19 protein-coding genes and 1 riboswitch are annotated in these 22,494 nt (G+C 60.8%); of the genes, 6 read left to right on the forward strand and 13 right to left on the reverse strand.

The features are described from left to right. The 4 genes from EL18_RS14760 to thiB form a co-directional block, all read right to left on the reverse strand. The gene (locus EL18_RS14760; RefSeq protein WP_152553068.1) at positions 1-1,530 is read right to left on the reverse strand and encodes a M48 family metalloprotease; all 1,530 of its coding nucleotides are present in this window, start codon (positions 1,528-1,530) and stop codon (positions 1-3) included. 117 nt (positions 1,531-1,647) lie between these two features. After that, entirely contained in the window at positions 1,648-2,373 is a 726-nt protein-coding gene (gene thiQ / locus EL18_RS14765) for a thiamine ABC transporter ATP-binding protein (protein ID WP_036485889.1), read from the reverse strand. Next, entirely contained in the window at positions 2,370-3,947 is a 1,578-nt protein-coding gene (gene thiP, locus EL18_RS14770) for a thiamine/thiamine pyrophosphate ABC transporter permease (RefSeq protein ID WP_051914318.1), read from the reverse strand. Before thiP ends, thiQ begins: the two co-directional genes overlap by 4 nt. 35 nt (positions 3,948-3,982) lie before the next feature. After that, positions 3,983-4,984 (reverse strand): thiamine ABC transporter substrate binding subunit, encoded by a 1,002-nt coding sequence (gene thiB / locus EL18_RS14775; protein ID WP_036485893.1) that lies wholly within the window; start codon positions 4,982-4,984, stop codon positions 3,983-3,985. A gap of 30 nt (positions 4,985-5,014) precedes the next feature. Continuing rightward, a riboswitch (TPP riboswitch) is annotated at positions 5,015-5,121 on the reverse strand. A 111-nt stretch (positions 5,122-5,232) separates the two neighbouring features. Here thiB and EL18_RS14780 point away from each other — a divergent pair. From EL18_RS14780 to EL18_RS18105, 5 genes are all read left to right on the forward strand, one after another. After that, a complete protein-coding gene (locus EL18_RS14780) occupies positions 5,233-5,880 on the forward strand; it encodes a thiamine diphosphokinase (protein WP_036485895.1) in 648 nt (215 codons plus the stop codon). Beyond that, positions 5,880-7,697 carry an ABC-F family ATP-binding cassette domain-containing protein gene (locus EL18_RS14785; RefSeq protein WP_036485898.1) on the forward strand — a complete coding sequence of 606 codons (1,818 nt, stop codon included), beginning with the start codon at positions 5,880-5,882 and terminating at the stop codon, positions 7,695-7,697. Before EL18_RS14780 ends, EL18_RS14785 begins: the two co-directional genes overlap by 1 nt. 55 nt (positions 7,698-7,752) lie before the next feature. Further along, positions 7,753-8,694 carry a tyrosine recombinase XerC gene (locus tag EL18_RS14790; RefSeq protein WP_036485900.1) on the forward strand — a complete coding sequence of 314 codons (942 nt, stop codon included), beginning with the start codon at positions 7,753-7,755 and terminating at the stop codon, positions 8,692-8,694. 16 nt (positions 8,695-8,710) lie between these two features. Further along, positions 8,711-9,772: a TraB/GumN family protein gene (locus EL18_RS14795; RefSeq protein ID WP_051914320.1), complete on the forward strand. Its 1,062-nt coding sequence runs from the start codon at positions 8,711-8,713 to the stop codon at positions 9,770-9,772. A gap of 77 nt (positions 9,773-9,849) precedes the next feature. Further along, entirely contained in the window at positions 9,850-10,296 is a 447-nt protein-coding gene (locus EL18_RS18105; RefSeq protein WP_051914322.1) for a hypothetical protein, read from the forward strand. 72 nt (positions 10,297-10,368) lie between these two features. Here the strand turns inward: EL18_RS18105 and lpdA are convergent, their stop codons facing one another. From lpdA to EL18_RS14845, 9 genes are all read right to left on the reverse strand, one after another. After that, positions 10,369-11,775 (reverse strand): dihydrolipoyl dehydrogenase, encoded by a 1,407-nt coding sequence (gene lpdA / locus EL18_RS14805; RefSeq protein WP_036485902.1) that lies wholly within the window; start codon positions 11,773-11,775, stop codon positions 10,369-10,371. 34 nt (positions 11,776-11,809) lie between these two features. Then, entirely contained in the window at positions 11,810-12,256 is a 447-nt protein-coding gene (locus EL18_RS14810) for a hypothetical protein (RefSeq protein ID WP_036485911.1), read from the reverse strand. Between the two features lie 19 nt (positions 12,257-12,275). Beyond that, complete coding sequence (gene odhB, locus EL18_RS14815; protein WP_036485913.1) at positions 12,276-13,799, reverse strand: 2-oxoglutarate dehydrogenase complex dihydrolipoyllysine-residue succinyltransferase; 1,524 nt, start codon at positions 13,797-13,799, stop codon at positions 12,276-12,278. A gap of 29 nt (positions 13,800-13,828) precedes the next feature. After that, positions 13,829-16,819 carry a 2-oxoglutarate dehydrogenase E1 component gene (locus tag EL18_RS14820; protein WP_036485915.1) on the reverse strand — a complete coding sequence of 997 codons (2,991 nt, stop codon included), beginning with the start codon at positions 16,817-16,819 and terminating at the stop codon, positions 13,829-13,831. Between the two features lie 134 nt (positions 16,820-16,953). After that, complete coding sequence (gene sucD / locus EL18_RS14825) at positions 16,954-17,865, reverse strand: succinate--CoA ligase subunit alpha (RefSeq protein WP_036485917.1); 912 nt, start codon at positions 17,863-17,865, stop codon at positions 16,954-16,956. 6 nt (positions 17,866-17,871) lie between these two features. Then, complete coding sequence (gene sucC / locus EL18_RS14830; protein ID WP_036485919.1) at positions 17,872-19,068, reverse strand: ADP-forming succinate--CoA ligase subunit beta; 1,197 nt, start codon at positions 19,066-19,068, stop codon at positions 17,872-17,874. 14 nt (positions 19,069-19,082) lie between these two features. Then, complete coding sequence (mdh, locus tag EL18_RS14835) at positions 19,083-20,048, reverse strand: malate dehydrogenase (protein ID WP_036485921.1); 966 nt, start codon at positions 20,046-20,048, stop codon at positions 19,083-19,085. Between the two features lie 193 nt (positions 20,049-20,241). Beyond that, positions 20,242-21,414 carry a cell division protein ZapE gene (gene zapE / locus EL18_RS14840; RefSeq protein ID WP_036485923.1) on the reverse strand — a complete coding sequence of 391 codons (1,173 nt, stop codon included), beginning with the start codon at positions 21,412-21,414 and terminating at the stop codon, positions 20,242-20,244. 80 nt (positions 21,415-21,494) lie between these two features. Then, positions 21,495-22,061, reverse strand: coding sequence for a protease inhibitor Inh/omp19 family protein (locus tag EL18_RS14845; RefSeq protein WP_036486469.1), 567 nt, complete (start codon positions 22,059-22,061; stop codon positions 21,495-21,497). A gap of 210 nt (positions 22,062-22,271) precedes the next feature. On the opposite strand from EL18_RS14845, the gene EL18_RS17650 reads away from it, so the two are divergent. Further along, positions 22,272-22,433: a DUF1328 family protein gene (locus EL18_RS17650; protein ID WP_036485924.1), complete on the forward strand. Its 162-nt coding sequence runs from the start codon at positions 22,272-22,274 to the stop codon at positions 22,431-22,433. The last annotated feature ends 61 nt before the right edge of the window (positions 22,434-22,494 follow it).

Genomic DNA, 22,494 nt, shown 5'->3' on the forward strand with positions numbered 1-22,494 from the left:
TCAGCGATCGGTAATGATCTTCGCCTTTTCCCCTGCGGTCAGCGTCGCGCCGGGGCCGAGGGTATTTATCAGGCGGAACAGCTCAAGCTTGCGTTCCACGCCCACCATTTGGGAGGCCAGCGTCGCTACCGTGTCACCCGGTCCGACATTTACCACGCGAACGCGCAACGGCTTCAGATCGGCCACTTCCGACTGACTCATCATGCGGAAGCTGCTGGTGATCTCGTTTGCCACCGCGTCCAGTTGACTGCTGTCTCTGGGTGCTCCGGTCAACAAGCGATATACCTGCTCGCCAACACGCACGACAGTTACGTCAAATTGCCAATCGGAGGAATATGCGCGCCCACGGGCAGCCGGCAGGCCGTTGATGGTCGTGACGCGGACCGATGAGGGATCAAGCCCATCCAACCAGCCACTGCCGAGATAGTCTGTGAGCTGAGTGCCGGTATCGACCGTCGTTCCATCAAAACGGAATGCAAGATTGCCAGGCCCTGCGGCAACGACTTCGCCGCTTGAATTATCCAGAACGAAGCCATTCGGAACGGTGAAAGCGACGCCCAGTCCGGGGTGCAGGAAGGAGCGTTCGCGTACATAGCCCTGCGAGGGCTTGTCACCGAACAGGATACCATCGATGCCTGCGAGATATTGCTCGCGCTCCTTCAGGCCGCTACCCGGAGGGCCAAAATTGCGCGCATGGCGTTGGGCAAGTTCGATCCGCCGTGGGGCATTGGGGTGGCTTGCAAGGAAGTCCAGGCTGGCATCCGAGCTGCCGCTGACATTGTGGAAGGATTGGTACTGATCCATGGAGCGCAAAAAGCGCGCTGCCGCATAGGGGTCGTAACCTGCGCGGCCGATCGACCTGATGCCGACCGAATCCGCTTCCAGTTCCTGATTGCGCGAGAATTGCGCCAATCGCAGTTTTCCGCGAACGGCAGCCGCACGTGCAGTGCCATTGCTACCCAGAACCTCGTCGACCACGCGGGTTGCCAGATTGGCTTCGGCCTCGCGACGCTGACGCTCAAGGCCGTGATTCGCCGTCACATGCGCCATCTCATGAGCAAGTACGGCTGCAATTTCGGCCGAATCGTTCGCAAGGGCCAAGAGCCCGCGCGTGACGTAGAGATAGCCGCCGGGCAGTGCGAAGGCGTTGATATTGGGCGAATCGAGGATGGTGATGCGGTAGCTTTGCTCCGGATTGTCAGGATCCAGTGTCAGCTTTCCGACAACGCGGGCGAGCATGCGCTCCAGCTTCGGATCGGAATATTCGCCACCATAGGTTTTGAGAATCTTGGGGTGCTGGCGTTTCGCCAGGCCAGCCAGGCGGTCCCCGCGAGTAACCGTGTCCACCGTGACCGGGTTTGACGAGGGGACGAAGTTCTTTTCGTTCAGGTCCAGTGTCTGGCAGCCGGCAAGCAGCGTCACGAGGAGAAGTGCGGAGCCTGCTCTCAGGCGGCCGAACCTCACCTCGCGCGAAATTCTCAGAGATCGGACACTGCAATGCGACAGGGCGCTAATCCTTCCGATTTCCATGAGCCAGTCTCGCGGTGGAACTAGCCACAGCTAAGACCACAAGACAAGAAGCAGGTCCTGCCATTCATCCCGGCTTTGCGTAAACATAGTGGTGAAATAACGGCTTTCCAACGCCGCTCAAGCGCGATTTTTTCCCAGATAGTCGCGGAAACCCTCAGGAGCCTGCCCGCCGAGGTAATCCTTGGTTGCACCAATGCCGGCGATGCGGCCTTCGGCCACATGTACCAGGCGATCGGTCAACCTGCCGGCATCTTCAGGTGCATGCGTGGCCATCACGATCGTCATCTTGCCCTCCAGATGCAGATCAGCGATGAGCGCCAGCATCTCTTCGCGCAAGGCCGGACCGAGGGAGGCAAGCGGCTCGTCAAGCAAGAGCACCGCGCGATTGCGCACGAGGACGCGTGCGAGGGCCACGCGCTGGCGTTCTCCGCCGGACAGGGCGGCAGGCAGGCGGTCCGCCTTGTCGCCAAGGCCGGTACGCATCAGGGCTGATTCCACCGCTTGCCTGTCACAATCGTTCAATCGCAGTGACGGAGACCGGCCAAGGCCTACATTCTGCCTCACACTCAGATGCGAAAACAGATTGTTCTCCTGGAATACCATCGAGACCGGGCGCTTGTCGGGGGGAAGTGTCGTCACATCCTGTCCGTCAATCAGAATGCTTCCCTCTTGCGGGCGCTCGAAGCCGGCAATCAGGTTGAGCAATGTGGACTTGCCCGAACCGCTGGGGCCCATGACGGCCACTTTCTCACCAGCACGAATCTTGAGATCGAAGACCATGTCGGCTCCGCCGGGATAGGAAAAGCGGATATCACGGAGTTCGATCGTGGCAGGGGCAGTCATGGATGTCTTTCCCTTGAGAGGCGGCTTGCAACGAGCATAAGCAACAAGCACAGCAGACCGAGAAAAAGGGCAAGTCCCGCCGCATCATCGGTTCGGTAGCTGCCCATTCGTTGCAAGAGGAGATAAGGCAAGGTCTGAACCGCGTCGCTTCCGAACAAGGCGATCACGCCAAGATCGCCGAGCGAAAGGGCCATTGCGAATGCGAATGCCACGGCCATCGGGCGTCGAAGCACCGGCCATTCCACCAGCCGCAGTCGGTTGATGCCCCGAATCCCGAGACTGGCACATAATTTCTCATGGCGGGCGCTTGCGGCATCATGAGCCGGGCGAAGGACGCGCATGGCAAATGGCATTGCCATGGCTGCGTTCACTGTCACGACCATGAGGGGGGCAAAGCTGAAGACGCTTCCAAAATGGCGCAGAAGAATGAACCAGCCCGCTCCGATCACGACGGGGGGAATGATCAGAACGAAGCTCGCACCCGCATCGCTCAAATGTTCAAGGATTCCGCGTCCTTCGGTGCGGCGCTCCAGTTCCAGCTGCCGACGCGCCATTATCAGTGCGGTGGAAATGACGACGGAAAGCAGAGCCGAAAGCGTCGCGAGAACGAGGCTGGTCACTGTCGCATGAATGACCGCCTTGTCTTGGGCGAGACGCGCAAGATCAGCGTCAATTCCGGCCATGAACGTTGCTGCCATCGGCCCGGCCACGAATAAGAGGGCGAGCAGGATGAGAAGGCTGTTCAGCGTGGTTTCAACCTTGCCGGCAAAAACAATCCGTCGTGGCGCGGTCGGCAGATTGGCATCTGCGGTAATGGTTGCGCCAAGGCGGGCGAGGATCAACACGATGAGCAGTGTGAGCGCGACCTGTGCCACTGTCAGCGCGAGCGCACGAGCCAGATCGAAATCGAATCGCAATGCCTGATAGATCGCGACCTCCAGCGTTGTGGCCCGGGGGCCGCCACCAAGCGTGAGAACGATGGTGAAGGAGGTTACGCACAGCATGAAGACGAGTGCAGCCACTTGCGGCAGTGAACCGCGCAGCACCGGCCATTCGATGAACCGGAAAGAGGCCAACGGTCCCATTCCGAGCTGCGCGCCAAGGCGCCAGTGGTTTCCCGGAACCGATTCGAGCGATGCCAGCAAAAGCCGTGCCGCCAGCGGCAGGTTGAAGAAGACATGAGCCACCAGGATGCCGGACAGGCCGTATATGCCTTCCCAATGACTGTTGCCCAGGATCGACAGGTATGGTGCCAAATATCCCGCACGACCGTAGAGAGCCAGCACCCCAAGGGCCGCGACAATGGCGGGCAGCGCCAGCGGAACCGCAAACAGGCTGAGGATCAGGCCTCGCCCTGGAAATTGCGGATGCCGTGCAAGCGCGCGGGCGATGAGGATTGCGGGTAGGACAGAGAGGAGCGTCGAAAGTGATGCCTGCAGCAGCGTGAAGCGCATGACACGCAGGAGATAGCCATCGAATGCCGCGACTGCGGCACCCAGGGAGCCGGAAGCTTCTGCAACAAGACCTGCAAATGCACCGCCGATGAGAAGGGCGAGAAAGCTCAAGGCCGCCATGCCGGCCCAGATTCTTCCTCGCCCTACAGGGGCGATCACTTGCTCATGACCGACAGCCACTCATCCACCCATGCCTTGCGGTTCTCGGCGACCTCTGCGGGCGAGAAAAGCAGTGTTTCGGACGGCTCTACGAGTTCGTGGAATGCCGGGTTGAGCGGCTTGGAGGTCTTGCCAGCGGGGAACATCCAGTTGCTTTCCGGAATGGTATCCTGGAAGCCCGGTCCGGTCATGAAGCTCATGAACCGGGCTGCAAGCGGATTGTCTGCACCCTTCACGGTCTTGCCCGCGACCTCGATCTGCATGTAGTGGCCTTCAGCGAAGGGCGCTGCCTGATAACGCTCGGTGTCCTCGGCGATCATGTGATAGGCCGGTGAGGTCGTGTAGGACAGGACCATGGCCACTTCGCCGCTGGAAAACAGGCCATAGGCCTCGCTCCAGCCGGGGGTGACAGTCAGGATCTTGTCCTGCAGCTTCTCCCAAGCCTGCGGCGCCTCGTCACCATAGATAGCCTTCACCCAAAGGAGCAGACCCAGCCCAGGCGTGGAGGTGCGCGGGTCCTGAATGGCGATCTTCACCATGTCGGCAGGCGCATCGACCAGCGCCTTCATGCTCTTCGGCAGTGTGGAGACCGCCTGCGTATCATAGACGAATGCGAAATAGCCGTAATCGAATGGCACGAAAATATCGTCAGAGAAGTCGCCGGGGATGTCGATATTGGCGAGATCCGTCTCGTGGGGGGCAAAGAGGCCGGTCTTGCGGGCTTCCTCGGTCAGGTTCGTATCCAGCCCCAGCACGATGTCGGCTTCGGTATCCTTGCCCTCCAGCTTGAGGCGGTTGAGCAGTGCCACGCCATCAGCGACGGAGACGAATTCAACATCGCAACCGCAATCGGCTTCGAAGTTCTTCTCGATCTGCGGTCCCGGGCCCCACTCGGCAGTGAAGCTTTCATATGTGTAGACCGTCAGCTTCTCCTGCGCGCCAGCCGTGGTGGCCAGCAGGGCTGCAGCAAGTGATACGGCATAGGGGGTAATGCGCATGAGCACCTCTCACTCGTGTATCGAAGGGTGCTGCTTGAACAGTCTAATCCCTCCGCCGGCATGATCCGGATCAGGTTCTGCGGGTTGGCTTGGCCTCTCAGCTCAGGCAGACCTGCCTGGCACCCCGTTAGATCGGCGCGAAGATAGGGCGGTGGGGCAGAGGGCGCAAGCCCGGTCATCATTCGGTACCGGGTGGGCATTGCGAAGGACGTTTCGTCTTGCGCGCCAATGCTGTAAGTCGTCGGGCCATGAGCCGTTTTGTCATTCTTCTCGGCGGTGAGCTTGCCCCCACCCGCCGCCTCTCAGCCATGCTTGAAGGCAGTCGCATCATCGCGGCGGATTCCGGCATGCGACATGCTTCGCTGCTTGGCGTGACGCCGGAGCTTTGGGTTGGCGACTTCGACAGCGTAGACGCTGCGATGCGGAATGCATTCGCGTATGTGCCGACCCGCGAGTTCCCACCGGAGAAGGACAAGACTGACGGCGAGCTTGCCATTGACCATGCGCTCGAAGAAGGCGCTACCGCGCTTGTTCTTGCGGGCGCGTTTGGCGGTGAGCGCGCCGATCATGCCCATCTGCATCTGACGCAGGTCGTGCGCCTTTGCGAGATGGGGGTGCCAACGCTGGTGACGAGCGGCAATCAGGAAGGGCGACATCTGGCGGCGGGCGTTCAGCACGAATTCGACTATGCGCCCGGCACGATCTTCAGCATCCTCCTGTTCGAGCCGCTGAGCGGCCTAACTGTCGAGGGCGCTCGCTGGCCGCTTGATCATGTAGAGGTCGAATTCGGCTCTTCGCTCACGCTTTCAAATTATGTGGCCGACAGGCTTGCGATTCGGCTGGAAAAAGGCCGCGCGATGTTGGTCGCTCATCTCAATGACGAGGAAACTGCCTGATGGCACCACCGCTTCTCAAGCTCGAAGACATCAAGCTGACCTTCGGCGGCACGCCCCTCCTGGACGGGGCCAGCCTCATGGTCGGGCCGGGTGAGCGTATCGCGCTGGTCGGGCGCAACGGGTCGGGCAAGTCCACGCTTCTCAAGATCGCGGCGGGCATTGCCGAGGCGCAGGATGGCGAGATCTTTCGCCAGCCCACCGCGACCATTCGTTATCTGGCGCAGGCACCGGACTGGCAGGGGCACAAGACTGTTCGTGCCTATGTCGAGGCGGGTCTCGGCCCTGCCGATGACATCAACCGTGTCACCTTGATGCTCGACAGTCTGGGCCTGACCGGCGAGGAGGAGCCGCATACGCTCTCGGGCGGAGAGGCACGGCGTGCGGCCCTTGCACAGGCGCTTGCTCCTCAGCCCGATCTGCTGCTGCTCGACGAGCCCACCAACCATCTCGACCTAACGACAATCGAATGGCTAGAGGATGAAATCGCGCGCATGAGCTCGGCACTCGTCACGATCTCGCATGACCGCCGCTTTCTGGAGCGCGTCACCCGCGCGACGGTCTGGCTCGACCGGGGTGTCACGCGCAGGCTCGACAAGGGCTTTGCCCATTTCGAGGAATGGCGGGACAAGGTTCTGGAAGAAGAAGAGCGCGAGCAGCACAAGCTTGGGCGTCAGATCGCGCGCGAGGAGCACTGGCTGCGCTATGGCGTAACCGCACGCCGCAAGCGCAATGTGCGCAGGCTTGGCGAATTGCAAAGCTTGCGCGAAAAACACCGCAATTTCCAGAAGGCCGAAGGGCTGGCGGTGATGAAGGCCGCCGATGCAGCCGATTCAGGCAAGCTGGTCGTTGAGGCGAAAAACATCTCGAAAGCGTATGGCGAGCTGGGAGTCGTTCGCGATTTCTCGCTTCGCATCAACCGTGGCGAGCGTATCGGGTTTGTCGGACCCAATGGCGCGGGCAAGACGACGCTTCTCAAGATGCTGATCGGCGCACTAGAGCCGGACGAAGGCGCGATACGCTTCGGCCACAATCTGGAAGTGGCGGTGCTCGACCAGAAGCGCGACGCACCGAAACCCGACGAAACGCTGGCTCATTTCCTCACGGACGGGCGCGGCGACAGCGTGGTGGTCAATGGTGAGGAGCGGCATGTCGTCTCCTACATGAAGGACTTCCTCTTCAAGCCGGAGCAGGCGCGCACGCCGGTGCGCGAACTGTCTGGCGGCGAGCGGGCACGTCTGATCCTCGCACGCCTCCTGACGCGGCCGGCCAATCTGCTCGTGCTCGATGAGCCTACCAACGATCTCGACATGGAAACGCTGGACCTGCTTCAGGAGCTGGTGGAAGGTTTCCCCGGCACGGTTCTGCTTGTCAGCCACGATCGCGACTTTCTCGACCGCACTGTCACTGCCACCATCGCACCTGATGGCAAGGGCCGTTGGATCATCTATGCGGGCGGCTATTCAGACATGATGGCGCAGCGCAAGGGCGAGGAGCTGGAGCGGCGCAAGGCGCGCAGTGCGGAGAAGGCAGCTTCATCGCCGAAGGGTTCGGGCGGAGAAAAGACACGCAGCAACAGCGCCAAGCTCTCCTACAAGCAGAAATATGCGCTGGAGACCTTGCCGGGGCGCATCGAGGCTCTTTCCGACGAAATGGAGAAGCTTGAGCAGAAGCTGGCTGATCCGGATCTTTACGCGAAAGACGCTGCAGCCTTTGCCCGCTTCACGCAAGAGCTTGAGAAGAAGGGCCAGGAGCGAGCGAAGCTCGAGGAAGAATGGCTTGAGCTGGAAATGCTGCGCGAAGAGATCGAAGGCGCCTGACACCTTCACGCTTGGCTAACCTCCATGAGCGAAATTGCACGCATGGAGGCACGGCATGAGCGAAGCATTTCTGATCAGCGCCAAACCCGACCTGCAGCAGGCGCGGGTGGAATGGCTGAAGCGGTTGGACGGCGAGCGGCGGCTTTCCGCACTCACCGTTACGGCCTATGAGCGCGACACGCGGCAGTTCCTGCAATTCCTGACCGGGCATCTGGGCGATGCGCCCGGCATCAAGGATATTGCCGATCTGAGACCTTCCGATTTTCGCGCCTTTCTCGCGCTGCGTCGCCGCGACGGTGCGGGAGCGCGCAGCCTGGGACGCGGCCTTGCGGGCATCCGGTCCTTTCTGCGATTTCTCGAGCGCCAGGGGATGGCCAATGCCGCAGGCGTTAGCGCCGTACGTTCGCCGAAGGCACCCAAAGGCTTGCCTAAGCCGCTGACTGCTGCCGATGCACGCAAGGTTGTCTCTGGCGAGGGACAGCTTGCCGAGGAGCCATGGATCGCCGCCCGCAACGCTGCGGTACTCGCGCTTCTCTATGGTTCGGGCCTGCGCATTTCCGAAGCTCTTGGGCTGACGGCAGGCGAGTTGAACGGGAAGAGTGCGGGCGCGCTGCGCATCAAGGGTAAAGGCGGAAAGACGCGGCTCGTGCCTGTTCTTCCCGTCGTTGCGCAGGCTGTCGGTGAATATTGCAAGCTTTGCCCGTGGCACCTTTCACCGGAAGAGCCGCTGTTTCGTGGTGCGAAGGGCGGGCCGCTTCAGCCGGCCATCATCCAGCGGGAGATGCGCAAGATGCGCGCAGCGCTCAATCTGCCGGATACGGCCACGCCGCACGCGCTTCGCCACTCCTTTGCAACCCATCTTTTGGGGCGGGGAGGGGATCTGCGTGCTATCCAGGAGCTCTTGGGCCATGCCAGCCTGTCTACCACGCAGGTCTATACGGCGGTCGACACCAGCCGCCTCCTGGAAATTTACGACGCCGCCCATCCACGCGCCTGAAATCAGGATAATAAAGATGTTCCGAGACTTTCCCGAGATGCTGAGCGACACCTTGCTGCGCCTTGTCGGCATCTTGCACCTGCTGGCATTCACCAGCTTTCTTCTGGCCCTGCTTGGCGCGACACAGGTGCGGGCGGCCGATGATGCCTGTCGCGGTCGCGATCTGTTGCATGAGGTCCGGGCGAATGAGCCGGAGCGTTTCGCTGCCATCGAGAAGGAAGCCGCAGGGGTCGTCAATGGCAGCGGGTTGCTGTGGAAGGTGGAGGCGGACGGCGTTGCACCTTCCTGGCTCTTCGGCACGATGCATGTGACCGATCCGCGGGTGTTGGACTTGCCTGATGCCGCGAAGGCGGCTTTCTCGGAAGCCGAAACCATCGTGATCGAGACGACGGACGTGCTTGATCGCAAGGCCATGATGGCGGCCATGGCGCAGCAACCGGAACTCATGATGTTCACCGGTTCGGAAAAGCTCACCGATCATCTGGATGATCGGCAGCAGGCGGGGTTGAAATCAGCCTTGGAAGATCGGGGCATTCCGCTTCAGACAGTCATCAAGATGAAGCCCTGGATGCTCGTCTCCATGGCCTCGCTGCCAAGCTGTGAAATGCAGAGGCAGGAACAGGGGGCGCTGGTGCTCGATGCCCTGCTGGCGGCGAATGCGAAGAAGGAAGGTAAGGCGGTGGCAGGGCTTGAGACCATGGTCGACCAGTTCGAGGCCATGGCGTCCCTGCCGATGGAGTTTCACATCGAAGGCCTGCTCAGCACCCTGGCGCTGGGAGATCGCATCGACGATGTGATCGAAACCATGATCATTCTCTATACCGAGGGCGAGACAGGCATGTTCTGGCCGATGATGGATACCGTGATGCCGGGTGACGACGAGAGCGCGGGATATGCGACATTTGAAGAGGTCATGGTGAACAAGCGCAATCGGAGCATGTCCGAGACGGCTTCCGCCTTCATCAATGATGGTGGCGCCTTCATAGCCGTTGGGGCGCTTCATCTTCCGGGGGAAGACGGTCTGGTGGCTCTCCTGCAGGAGCGGGGCTATCGTGTCTCTCCTGTCGCCATGCGCTAAGGCGCAGCTTCAACCGGAACTCTCATCTTGATCAGGCGTTCTACCGTCAATCAAGGCCTCAGATGGGAGACATTCCGATGGCAAATTACAACAGGCCCCGCGATCCCAACGATCCGGTAGATCCGCGTACCGACCCTGCTGCAGATCCCGCTGTGCGACCGTCCAACCACACGGTTGTGCAGTCATCGTCGGGTGGTGGCAGCACGATGATCGTGGTTGCGGTATTGGCAGCAATACTGATCGTGTTGTTCCTGGTCTTTGGCGGTGCAGGCATCTGGGGCGGAGCCGATGATGCCGATGTGACCATCCAGGAAGAGACAACCGTGGCACCGGAAGGCGGCGATGCTGTTGCTCCTGCCGCACCAGAAGCACCGGTCGAGGAGGCTGCACCCGAGGCAGAAGCACCAGCAGCAAATACGGATGCACCCGAAGCTCCGGCCACCGAGGCTCCGGCAACCGACGCGCCGGCTCCTGACGAGCCAACCGCCCCCGCTCCGAATACGGATGCACCGGCTGCCCAGTAAGAACCGGCAACCGAACAGAAGAAAAGGCCGCTGCGAGAGCGGCCTTTTTTGTGTGAGCGATTACTCGAATGATCAGGAATGGATTGGCTTTGCAAACGCGCCGAGCGCTGCTTCGCGAACCGCTTCCGACATGGTCGGGTGAGCATGGCAGGTGCGTGCGAGGTCTTCGGACGAGCCGGAGAACTCCATAAGCACGGCAGCTTCATGGATCATTTCGCCAGCACCGAAGCCGACGATATGTGCGCCCAGCACGCGGTCGGTCTTCTTGTCGGCCAGGATCTTCACGAAACCGTCCGTATGCAGCATGGCGCGGGCGCGGCCATTGGCCGAGAAGGCGAACTTGCCGACATTGTACTCGACGCCAGCTTCCTTCAGCTCTTCCTCAGGCTTGCCGACAGAGGCGACTTCCGGGCTCGTATAGACGACGCTCGGGATTACGTCGTAGTTCACGTGACCGGCCTGGCCGGCGAGGATTTCGGCAACAGCCATGCCTTCATCTTCGGCCTTGTGCGCCAGCATCGGTCCAGCGATCACGTCGCCGATGGCATAGACGCCTTCCACATTGGTGCGGAAGTGCTTGTCGGTCTTCACCCGGCCGCGGTCATCGAGTTCGACGCCAACGCTGTCGAGGCCCAGCCCCTCGGTGAAGGGCTTGCGGCCGGTCGAGACGAGCACGACGTCGGCCTCGATCGTTTCCGCATCGCCGCCCTTTGCAGGCTCGAAGGTGACCTTCGCACCCTTGCCGGCCTTGGAGACGTCGGTGACCTTTTGGCCGAGCTTGAAGGTGAGGCCCTGCTTGGCGAGCATGCGCTGGAACTGCTTGGAGACTTCGGCGTCCATCGGTCCGAGGATCTTGTCGAGATATTCGACAACGGTTACTTCGGCACCAAGACGTGCCCAGACCGAGCCGAGCTCAAGCCCGATCACGCCGCCGCCGACCACGACCATCTTGCCCGGAACCTTCCCGAATTCGAGAGCGCCGGTGGAGGAGACGATGACCTTCTCGTCGAACTTCACTTCGACGCCGGGAATGCCTGCGACGGTGGAGCCGGTGGCGATGACGATGTTCTTGGTCTCGACCGTCTGTTCCTTGCCGTCGTCGCCCTTGACGGTGACCTTGCCCTTGCCCGCGATGGAGCCAACGCCGCGCAGAACATCGATCTTGTTCTTCTTCATCAGGAAGTCGAGACCCTTGGTGTTCTGTTCCACCGTCTTGGTCTTGTGCGCCAGCATCTGCTTCAGGTTCAGCTTCGGCTTGGAAATCTCGATGCCGAGATCGGCAAAGGAATGACCGGCTTCAGCGAACATTTCGGTGGCATGCAGCAGCGCCTTGGAGGGGATGCAGCCGACATTGACGCAGGTGCCGCCATGGGTGGGCAGCTTTTCGACAACGGCAGTCTTCAGCCCAAGCTGTGCCGCCTTGATGGCGCAGACATAGCCGCCGGGGCCGGTTCCGATGACGACGAGATCGTAGGACATTTCTCTTCCTTCCGCTTTGCGGTGGATTTGGCCGTCACTCCTGACAGCCTGTGAGGTGGTAAAGGTCGAAAACAGGCAGCACCGGTGTGCCGTCTGCGAATTTGTGGCGGTTCAAGGTGTAGGACAGGTCGCTCAGGATGATGCTTTGGGCGGCCTTGCTGCCGCGCTTCTTGAGCGGTGTAACGCTGCCGTCGCTCTGGATCGCATAGATCGCACCGGACCACAGGCCATCGACCCTGCCAAGGCTGCGTGTGCCGCTATCCTGCAGTTCGACAGTGCCGGAATTCGGCTTGGCGCCACGCAGAAGCAGCCGGAAATGCTGAATGTCCGGCTTGCGCGTATCGGCGAAAAATTCCAGAGCCGACCGACCGTCATAGGCTTCCGTATAGACTGCCAGTTCCTGCGGGCAGGCCGCCAGGCTAGCGCCTGTGCTGCCTGCCAGAAGAATGGCGATTGTCAAAGCCTTGAGGCCGGCCATCATGGCTCAGTCCCATCCTGCCTTAGAGATCGAGAACGAGGCGTTCCGGATCTTCCAGCACTTCCTTGACGCGAACGAGGAAGGTCACGGCTTCCTTGCCGTCGACGATACGGTGATCGTAGGACAGCGCCAGATACATCATCGGGCGGATGACGATCTCGCCGCCGACAACCATCGGACGCTCCTGGATCTTGTGCATGCCAAGGATACCGGACTGCGGAGCATTGAGGATCGGCGTGGACATCAGCGAACCGTAAACACCGCCATTGGAGATGGTGAAGGTGCCGCCCTGCATGTCTGCCATGCCAAGCTTGCCGTCGCGAGCTGCCTTGCCGAGGCGGCCGATTTCCTTCTCGACCTCTGCAATCGTCATCTGGTCGGCATCGCGAACGACGGGGACCACGAGGCCCTTGTCGGTGCCGACGGCCACGCCGATATGGCAGAAGTTCTTGTAGATGATGTCGGTGCCGTCGATCTCGGCGTTAACCGCCGGGATTTCCTTCAGGGCATGCGTCACCGCCTTGGTGAAGAAGCCCATGAAGCCCAGCTTCACGCCGTGCTTCTTCTCGAACAGCTCCTTGTACTTGGAACGCATGTCCATGACCGGCTTCATGTCCACCTCGTTGAAGGTGGTGAGCATGGCTGCCGTGTCCTGGGCTTCCTTCAGGCGGCGGGCGATGGTCTGGCGCAGACGCGTCATCTTCACGCGCTCTTCGCGAGCCTCATCCTCGGTGCCGGACGGTGCGCGTGGTGCCTTCGGCTTCTCGACCGGCTGGCTTGGCGCACCCTTGCCTTCGGCTGCGAGAACGTCGCCTTTCAGGACCTGGCCCTGCTTGCCGGAGCCCTGAACGTCGGAAGCCTTCATGCCGCGCTCTTCGAGCAGCTTGGCAGCAGCCGGTGCGGGCGGGCGACCGGAGGAGGCTTCATCGGAAGCAGGAGCAGATGCCTTTTCCTGCGATGCGCTGGCAGCCTGTGTGGAACCGGCAGATGCGCCTTCCTCGATGCGCAGAAGAAGCGCGCCGACCTGAACCTCGTCACCGCTGGAGACGACGATCTCGCGGATAACGCCTGCAACCGGTGCCATGACTTCCTGAGCGGCCTTGTCGGTCTCGAGCTCGAGAATGGGCTCGTCGACCGCAACGCTGTCGCCGACCTTCTTGTAGATTTCGCCGACCTGCGCTTCCGTGACGGACTCGCCGGCGGAGGGGACGTTCACATCCACCAGCTTGCCGCCGGACGCTTTTTCCTCGGTCTTGGCGGTCTCTGCCTTGGCGGCAGGCTTTTCTTCCTTCTTGGCCGGAGCGCCTTCGCCTTCACCGATCATGCCGAGAAGCGCGTTGACCTCGACGGTCGTGCCTTCCTCGGCTGCAATTTCCTGCAGCGTGCCGGATGCGGGGGCGGGGACCTCAACCGTAACCTTGTCGGTTTCCAGCTCTACGATGGGCTCGTCCGCCGTGATGGCATCGCCCTTCTTCTTGAACCAGCGGCCAATGGTAGCCTCGGTGACGGATTCGCCGAGAGTGGGAACGCGGATTTCAGTAGCCATGGGATCAGTTTCCGTTGGTTCTGTTCAGGTCAGTTGCCGCCGAGAGCGTCTTCAAGGAAGGCGGCCAGCTGTTCGAGATGCTTGGACATGAGGCCCGTTGCAGGCGAGGCGGCCGCCGGACGGCCAGTGTAGCGAACCCGCTTGTGCTTGGCATCAATGTGCTGCAGCACCCATTCGAGATACGGGTCGATAAAGGACCAGGCACCCATATTCTTGGGCTCTTCCTGGCACCAGACCATCTCCGCATTCTTGAAGCGCGACAGCTCGTTGATGAGCGCCTTGGCCGGGAACGGATAAAGCTGTTCCACGCGCAGCAGGTAGATGTCGTCGATCCCGCGCTTCTCGCGTTCCTCGTAAAGGTCGTAATAGACCTTGCCGGAACACATGATGACGCGGCGGATCTTGGAGTCCTTCACCAGCTTGATCGGCTGGTCGGGCAGCATCTGCGCATCATCCCAGAGCAGGCGGTGGAAGGTGCTCTCGCCTGCCATTTCCGAAAGCTGCGAGACGGCGCGCTTGTGGCGCAGCAGCGATTTCGGCGTCATCAGGATCAGCGGCTTGCGGAAGTCGCGTTTCAGCTGACGGCGCAGAATGTGGAAGTAGTTGGCAGGCGTGGTGACATTGGCCACCTGCATGTTGTCCTCTGCGCAAAGCTGCAGGAAGCGTTCCAGACGTGCAGAGGAGTGCTCCGGACCCTGACCCTCATAGCCATGCGGCAGAAGGCAGACGAGACCGGACATGCGAAGCCATTTGCGTTCGCCAGAGGAGACGAACTGGTCGAAGACGACCTGTGCGCCATTTGCGAAGTCACCGAACTGGGCTTCCCACAGGGTCAGCGCGCGCGGTTCTGCCAGCGAGAAGCCATATTCGAAGCCGAGTACTGCTTCTTCGGAGAGCATCGAGTTAATGACCTCGTAATAGGCCTGCTGCGGTCCGAGATTGTTCAGCGGGATGTAGCGGTTCTCGTCACGCTGGTCGTAGAGCACCGAGTGACGCTGGGAGAAGGTACCGCGCTCGGAATCCTGACCGGAAAGACGGACCGGATTACCATCCATCAGGATCGATCCGAATGCCAGTGCCTCCGCCGTCGCCCAATCGATACCTTCGCCGGTGTCGATCATCTTGCGACGATTATCCATGAAGCGCTTGATGGTTCTGTGAACCTCGAAACCTTCCGGCACGTCGGTCAGCTTCTTGCCGAGTTCCTTGAGGGTCTTCAGCGAAACGGCGGTCTTGCCGCGGCGCTGCTCGTCCTCGTGGTCGGCGCGCTTCAGGCCTGTCCAGACGCCATCCAGCCAGTCGGCCTTGTTCGGCTTGTAGGCCTGACCGGCTTCGAACTCGGTTTCCAGATGCTGGCGCCATTCGGCCTTCATCTGGTCGATCTCGTCCTGCGTGATCAGGCCTTCGTCGATCAGCTTCTTTGCATAGATTTCGCCCGTGGTCTTATGCTCACGGATCTTGCGATACATGATCGGCTGGGTGAACGCAGGCTCGTCGCCTTCGTTGTGGCCGTAGCGGCGATAGCAGAACATGTCGATGACGACCGGCTTCTGGAACGTCATGCGATATTCCATCGCCACCTTGGCCGCATAGACCACGGCTTCCGGATCGTCGCCATTCACGTGGAATATCGGCGCCTCGATCATCTTCGCCACATCGGAAGGATAGGGCGATGAGCGCGAGAAGCGCGGATTGGTGGTGAAGCCGATCTGGTTGTTGATGATGAAGTGCAGCGTACCAGCCACGCGGTGACCGCGCAGACCCGACAGGCCGAGACACTCGGCCACGACGCCCTGACCTGCGAAGGCAGCATCACCGTGGAGGAGGAGCGGCAGAACCTTGGCGCGCTCGGCAGGCGGCACGATCTCCTCGCGCTTGCGGCCGAAGACCTGATCCTGCTTGGCGCGTGCCTTGCCCATTACCACCGGATCAACGATCTCGAGGTGGGAGGGGTTTGCCGTCAGCGAAAGGTGGACATTGTTGCCGTCGAAAGCGCGGTCGGAGGATGCACCGAGATGGTACTTCACGTCGCCGGAGCCTTCCACATCGTCAGGAGCGAAAGAGCCGCCCTTGAACTCGTGGAAGATGGCGCGGTGCGGTTTCTCCATGACCTGGGAGAGCACGTTCAGGCGGCCGCGGTGGGCCATGCCGAGAACGATTTCCTTCAGGCCCATCTGGCCGCCGCGCTTGATGATCTGTTCGAGGGCAGGGATCAGCGCTTCACCGCCATCAAGGCCGAAGCGCTTGGTGCCCTTGTATTTGACATCGATGAACTGCTCGAAGCCTTCCGCCTCGATCAGCTTCTGCAGGATGGCCTTCTTGCCATTGGCGGTGAAGGTCACACCCTTGTCCGGCCCCTCGATGCGCTCCTGTATCCAGGCTTTCTCGGTGGGGTTGGAGATGTGCATGAACTCCACGCCGAGCGTGGAGCAATAGGTGCGCTTGAGGATGTCGAGCATCTGGCGAACCGTCGCCGTCTCAAGCCCCAGGACATTGTCGATGAAAATCGGACGGTCGAGGTCGGCTTCGGTAAAGCCATAGGCTTCCGGCGACAGCTCGTTGTAGTCTTCCAGAGGGTTCGCGATGCCCAGCGGGTCGAGATTTGCGTGCAGGTGGCCGCGCATGCGATAGGCGCGGATCATCATGATCGCACGGACGGAATCGCGGGTGGCGCGCTGCAATTCGGCTTCGTTCAGCGCGATGCCGCCCTTCGATGCCTTTTCCTTGATCTTCTTGTCGAGATGCTTCTCGACATCGCCCCAGTTGCCGTCGAGTGCGGAGACAAGCTCACCATTGGCCTCGATGGGCCAGTTCTTCTTTTTCCAGGAAGCGCCTTCGGCGTTTTTCCTGACGTCAGCCGCATCGTCTTTCAGCTGCGCGAAGTAGTCGCGCCAGTCTTCAGAGACCGACGAAGGGTCCTGCTGATAGGCCGCGTAGAGCTCTTCCATATAGGCGGCATTTCCGCCGTAGAGGAAAGAGGTGAGGGAAAATTCGTCGTTGGCTTGGTTCTGCCGTGCCATTTTCGCGCTCCGGAACTCAATCCGGCTCCTTGCAATGCGGCCTGCTCGCCGGCCGGCGCGGACGGTTTAACCGTCATGTGCTCAAGCTGTACGAAACGCCAACCCGCCGGAACGGGCTGGCGTTCCTGATTATCTTACGGACGGAAGTCCTTGATGGCTTCCACCAGCGTGGTGCCAAGGCGTGCAGGCGATGGGGAAACCTTGATGCCGGCCTCTTCCATGGCTGCGATCTTGTCTTCCGCGCCGCCCTTGCCGCCGGAGATCACGGCGCCTGCGTGGCCCATGGTACGTCCGGGAGGAGCCGTGCGACCCGCGATGAAGCCGGCCATCGGCTTCCTGCGGCCCTTCTTGGCCTCGTCCTTGAGGAACTGGGCAGCCTCTTCCTCGGCCGAACCACCGATCTCGCCGATCATGATGATGGACTCGGTTTCGTCGTCTGCGAGGAACATTTCCAGCATGTCGATGAACTCGGTGCCCTTGACCGGGTCGCCGCCGATGCCGACAGCCGTCGACTGACCGAGGCCTTCATTGGTGGTCTGGAACACCGCTTCATAGGTGAGGGTGCCCGAACGAGACACGACGCCGACAGAGCCCTTCTTGAAGATGTTGCCCGGCATGATGCCGATCTTGCACTCGTTGGGGGTGAGAACGCCTGGGCAGTTCGGTCCAAGGAGGCGGGAATTCGACTTTTCCAGACGTGCCTTCACCTTCACCATGTCCATCACCGGAATGCCTTCCGTGATGCAGACGATGAGCGGGATCTCGGCTTCGATCGCCTCGATGATGGCGGCACCTGCACCTGCCGGGGGAACATAGACGACAGACGCATTGGCGCCCGTGCGTTCCTTGCCTTCGGCAACGGAAGCGAAGATCGGAAGTTCTTCACCGCCCTGACCGGTCCAGGTGGTGCCGCCCTTTTTCGGGTGGATACCGCCGACCATCTGCGTGCCGTGATAGGCAAGCGCCTGCTCGGTGTGGAACGTGCCGGTCTTGCCGGTAAGGCCCTGAACCAGGACCTTCGTGTCTTTATTGACGAGAATGGACATCTTGGCTCAGCTTCCCTTCACGGCATTCACGATTTTCTTGGCCGCATCGTCGAGATCGTCGGCGGCGATGACATCAAGGCCGGACTCGTTGATGATCTTCTTGCCAAGATCGACATTGGTGCCTTCCAGGCGCACGACCAGCGGCACCTTGAGGCCAACTTCCTTGACGGCTGCGACAACGCCTTCGGCGATGACGTCGCACTTCATGATGCCGCCGAAGATGTTGATGAGGATGCCCTTCACGGCCGGATCGGCGGTGATGATCTTGAAGGCTGCCGTCACCTTCTCCTTGGATGCGCCGCCGCCGACATCGAGGAAGTTGGCGGGCTCAGCACCGTAGAGCTTGATGATGTCCATGGTCGCCATGGCGAGGCCGGCACCATTGACCATGCAGCCGATATTGCCGTCCAGCGCAACATAGGCGAGGTCGTATTTGGATGCCTCGATTTCCTTCTCGTCTTCTTCGGACGTGTCGCGCAGGGCAACAACATCGTCGTGACGGAAAAGGGCATTGCCGTCGAAGGAGACCTTGGCGTCGAGAACACGCAGACGGCCGTTTTCCATGACGATCAGCGGGTTGACTTCCAGAAGGCTCATATCCTTCTCGGTGAAGGCCTTGTAGAGGATCGGGAACAGCTTCTCGCCATCGGCAGCCGCTTCGCCTTCCAGCTTCAGCGCCTCGTTGAGCTTCTTCACGTCGTCTGCGGTGACACCGGCTTCGGGGTCGATCGGCAGGGTGAGAATCTTTTCAGGCGTCTCTTCAGCGACGGCCTCGATATCCATGCCGCCTTCGGTGGAGACGACGAATGCCGGGCGGCCAACGGTGCGGTCGATCAGGATCGAGAGGTAAAGCTCGCGATCGATATCCGCACCGTCTTCTATGTAAAGGCGGTTTACCTGCTTGCCTTCCTTGCCGGTCTGCTTGGTGACCAGCGTGTTGCCGAGCATCTCGTCGACATTGGTGACGACTTCCTCGACGCTCTTGGCAAGGCGAACACCGCCCTTGGCGTCAGGCCCGAGCTCCTTGAACTTGCCCTTGCCGCGTCCGCCGGCGTGGATCTGGCTCTTCACGACGTAGAGCGGTCCGGGCAGCTTCTTTGCTGCGGCTTCCGCCTCGTCCTTGTTGAAGACAGGCACGCCGTCGGCTACGGGCGCGCCGTAGCCTTTCAGCAGCTGCTTGGCCTGGTATTCGTGGATGTTCATCGGGCCTCAGGCTCCTATTGCTTCAGATTGGGCGCGATTTCCGCGCAGGCCTTGCACAGGCCCTCGACGGATTCGATCGACTTGTCGAGCAGCTTCTGCTCGGACTTGTTGAGATCGATTTCGATGATGCGCTCGACGCCGCCGGCACCGATAACGGTCGGGACGCCGACATACATGTCCTTCACGCCATACTGGCCGGAAAGATGCGCGGCACAGGGCAGAACGCGCTTCTTGTCCTTCAGGAAGCTCTCCGCCATCGTGATGGCGGAAGCGGCAGGCGCGTAATAGGCCGAACCGGTCTTGAGCAGGCCGACGATCTCTGCGCCACCGTCGCGGGTGCGCTGTACGATCTGGTCGATCTTGTCCTGTGTGGTCCAGCCCATCTTCACCAGATCCGGGATCGGGATGCCGGCAACGGTGGAGTAGCGGGTGAGCGGCACCATGGTGTCGCCGTGGCCGCCGAGAACAAAGGCCGTCACGTCTTCAACGGAAACCTTGAACTCCTCGGCGAGGAAGTAGCGGAAGCGCGCGGAGTCCAGGACGCCTGCCATGCCGACAACGTGGCTCTTCGGCAGACCCGAGAACTTCTGCAGCGCCCAGACCATAGCGTCGAGCGGGTTGGTGATGCAGATGACGAAGGCGTTGGGGGCATATTTCTTGATGCCTGCGCCGACCTGCTCCATGACCTTGAGGTTGATGCCGAGGAGATCGTCGCGGCTCATGCCCGGCTTGCGGGCAACACCTGCGGTGACGATGCAGACATCCGCACCCTCGATGGCTGCGTAATCATTCGCGCCGACGAGGTTGGAGTCGAAGCCGTCTACGGGGGAAGACTCGGCGATGTCGAGGGCCTTGCCCTGAGGCATGCCTTCGGCGATGTCGAAGAGGACGATGTCCCCCAGTTCCTTCAGGCCGGCGAGATGGGCGAGCGTGCCGCCGATCATGCCCGAGCCGATAAGGGCAATCTTGTTGCGTGCCATGTGATGAAAGTCCCCCTTTGTTGACGCGCCGCGGTCACGTTTTCGGGACCCGGCCAGGATCGATTTTGCGCTGTTGAGGACCAGCCGCAAAACAGCGTTGGCATAGTCCGATAGGGCGAAATATTCAACCGGTTATTTCTGGCCCAGCCTTTTCAATCGTTTAGACTCTTTTTGACTTACGTAAACGTAAGAATTATTCGGCTTTCGCCAGTGTTTTCCGCTCGTGCCGCTGCTGCCAATCGTGACTCTGCATCTCGATCAGGCGGGAAGCGGTGCGCTCGAACTCGAACTGCTCCGTGCCGCGATTAGCGGTGTAAAGCGCGGTCGGCTCGGCTTCGGCAGAGATGAACACACGTATGTGACAATCGTAAAGCGTGTCGATCAGAAGGATGAAGCGCTTGGCTTCGTTGCGTTGCGCCAGGCCCAGAACCGGAACGTGATCGATGAAGATCGTGGAGAAGCGGCGCGCAATGGCCAAATAATCGCGTGCGCCTAGCGGACGGCGGCACAGGTCGTCGAAGTCAAACCGGGCAGCGTCACCTGCGGCAAGGGGGATCTCGACCTTGCGGCCCTTTACCTCGATCTGTGCGGGTGCGGCAACGCGGCCTTCAGCAATCGTATCCCACGCCTCGTCCATTGTGGCCTGGGCCCGCTGGTCATCCGGTGAGAGATACACCGGCAGCTTGTTGAGCTTTTCCAGCCGGTAGTCCGTTTCGGACTGCACCTCCAGCACCTTCACGTGCCGGGCAAGCAGATCGATGAAGGGCAGGAAAAGACCGCGATTGAGGCCGTCCTTATAGAGGTTGACCGGGTCGACATTCGAGGTTGCCACCAGCACCACGCCCTGGGCAAACAGGGCGGAGAACAGCCGAGAGAGGATCATGGCATCAGCAATGTCGGTGACGGTGAACTCGTCGAAACACAGGATCCAGGATTCGGCGGCCAGTTCGCGGGCAACAGGCGGAATCGGATCGCTTTCCTTCGTGTCGCCGTTCTTCAGCGCGTCGCGATGCCGACCGATGCGGTCGTGTACATCGGCCATGAAGTCGTTGAAGTGCGCGCGGCGTTTCTTCCGCACCGGCAAAAGCTCATAGAAGATGTCCATGAGCATCGTCTTGCCGCGACCGACGCCGCCGTGAATGTAAAGACCGGTAACCGTCTCCTTCTCGCGCTTGCGGGCGAACAGCCAGCCAAGGGCGCTGGATTTGCGGGAGAGGCGCTGCTTCTCGATGCGCTCTGCCAGCGCATCCAGTTCGCGGACAAGCCGTATCTGTTCGTCATCGCGCTTGACCTGACCCGAATCCACCAGATGGTCATAGCGCTGCATGACCGTTGGATGCGATGTTGGGCCTTCGCGCAGGGACATCCGGTTTTGCCGCTGGATCGGTTCTGGAAGAGGGTGGATATCGGAGCCGGGGTAGTCGGACCGCCGGCTCCTTCAATCAATCAGCGCGACAACGAGACGGCGCTGCCGCCGCTGGTCTGGCCGTCGAGGCGTTCGGCACCGCTTGAATAGAGGCGACCGATCGTGTTGCCACTGTCGTCATAAAGGACGAGCTGCTTGCCTGCGACGTCCCAGCCGCGCATGTTCTGCAGGTCGCCGGAGCAGCCGCGCGTGCCGCCGCGCGAGGCGTTTCCGTATTTCGTCAGCGTCAGGAACATCTGGCAGCTTGCACCGCCGGAAGCCACACTCCACGAGCCGACGAGACTGTTCTTGGAGATGTCCGCGGCATTGGCCGAAGCGCTGGCACCGGGTGTCAGATCAGTGCCGTCGGTCGGATCGACTGCAGCCATCTGCGTCTGGTCATTGCTGGCTGGAGCCTGTGGGAACTGGCTCGGATTTGCCGGCGGCGGCAAGCGATTGGTCGTTACCTGACCCGCAGGCGCAGCGTTGAGCGGCTGCGGGTTGGCGGGTGCCGAGCTCTGAATCGGATTGAGCCTTCCCGACTGACAGCCAGCAAGCGCAAGCGCCATCAAGGACACGGCGATCAAGCCGGTTTTTGAGTTTCGCATTCCCTTCTCCGTCGATGCCATGATCATTCCCTGGAGCGTGCCGGTACCATGGCACAAGTGTAGGATTAACACATATGCTCCTGGTTAAGAACCGGTTTCCGGACGCCTGAATTATGGCAGAATTTTGTGTTGGCAATGATCGTGCAGGGAACAAGCCCCGCGGCCAACGCATTGAGAGGGCAGGTTCAACACCTGCAGAGGGGACTTTCAATGATCAAGTGGATTCTCATTCTTCTCATTATTGCTGCTGTCGCCGGTCTTCTGGGCATGAACAGCGTTGCCGGCGCCGCCATGACAGGCGTGAAGATACTGATCGGTATCGTTCTGGTTCTTTTCCTGCTGGCAGTACTTGGCATCGTCGCCATCGCCTGAGGCGCAACCATCTGGTAATTGCCGCCATCATCCGCCATATAGGGCCGATATTCCCATCGGA

It is taken from the genome of Nitratireductor basaltis (genome assembly GCF_000733725.1).
Lineage (GTDB): Bacteria > Pseudomonadota > Alphaproteobacteria > Rhizobiales > Rhizobiaceae > Chelativorans > Chelativorans basaltis.

Excerpts from the sequence above, each read along its gene's own strand:
- mdh (WP_036485921.1), bottom strand. The coding sequence starts at position 20,048 with ATGGCACGCAACAAGATTGCCCTTATCGGCTCGGGCATGATCGGCGGC.
- sucC (WP_036485919.1), bottom strand. The coding sequence starts at position 19,068 with ATGAACATCCACGAATACCAGGCCAAGCAGCTGCTGAAAGGCTACGGC.
- EL18_RS14790 (WP_036485900.1), top strand. The coding sequence starts at position 7,753 with ATGAGCGAAGCATTTCTGATCAGCGCCAAACCCGACCTGCAGCAGGCG.
- lpdA (WP_036485902.1), bottom strand. The coding sequence starts at position 11,775 with ATGTCCTACGATCTCGTCGTCATCGGAACCGGCCCCGGCGGCTATGTC.
- thiP (WP_051914318.1), bottom strand. The coding sequence starts at position 3,947 with ATGGCGGCCTTGAGCTTTCTCGCCCTTCTCATCGGCGGTGCATTTGCA.
- thiQ (WP_036485889.1), bottom strand. The coding sequence starts at position 2,373 with ATGACTGCCCCTGCCACGATCGAACTCCGTGATATCCGCTTTTCCTAT.
- sucD (WP_036485917.1), bottom strand. The coding sequence starts at position 17,865 with ATGTCCATTCTCGTCAATAAAGACACGAAGGTCCTGGTTCAGGGCCTT.
- EL18_RS14780 (WP_036485895.1), top strand. The coding sequence starts at position 5,233 with ATGAGCCGTTTTGTCATTCTTCTCGGCGGTGAGCTTGCCCCCACCCGC.
- EL18_RS14785 (WP_036485898.1), top strand. The coding sequence starts at position 5,880 with ATGGCACCACCGCTTCTCAAGCTCGAAGACATCAAGCTGACCTTCGGC.
- EL18_RS17650 (WP_036485924.1), top strand. The coding sequence starts at position 22,272 with ATGATCAAGTGGATTCTCATTCTTCTCATTATTGCTGCTGTCGCCGGT.
- EL18_RS14845 (WP_036486469.1), bottom strand. The coding sequence starts at position 22,061 with ATGCGAAACTCAAAAACCGGCTTGATCGCCGTGTCCTTGATGGCGCTT.
- EL18_RS14820 (WP_036485915.1), bottom strand. The coding sequence starts at position 16,819 with ATGGCACGGCAGAACCAAGCCAACGACGAATTTTCCCTCACCTCTTTC.
- EL18_RS14795 (WP_051914320.1), top strand. The coding sequence starts at position 8,711 with ATGTTCCGAGACTTTCCCGAGATGCTGAGCGACACCTTGCTGCGCCTT.
- zapE (WP_036485923.1), bottom strand. The coding sequence starts at position 21,414 with ATGTCCCTGCGCGAAGGCCCAACATCGCATCCAACGGTCATGCAGCGC.
- EL18_RS14810 (WP_036485911.1), bottom strand. The coding sequence starts at position 12,256 with ATGATGGCCGGCCTCAAGGCTTTGACAATCGCCATTCTTCTGGCAGGC.
- EL18_RS18105 (WP_051914322.1), top strand. The coding sequence starts at position 9,850 with ATGGCAAATTACAACAGGCCCCGCGATCCCAACGATCCGGTAGATCCG.
- EL18_RS14760 (WP_152553068.1), bottom strand. The coding sequence starts at position 1,530 with ATGGAAATCGGAAGGATTAGCGCCCTGTCGCATTGCAGTGTCCGATCT.
- thiB (WP_036485893.1), bottom strand. The coding sequence starts at position 4,984 with ATGCGCATTACCCCCTATGCCGTATCACTTGCTGCAGCCCTGCTGGCC.
- odhB (WP_036485913.1), bottom strand. The coding sequence starts at position 13,799 with ATGGCTACTGAAATCCGCGTTCCCACTCTCGGCGAATCCGTCACCGAG.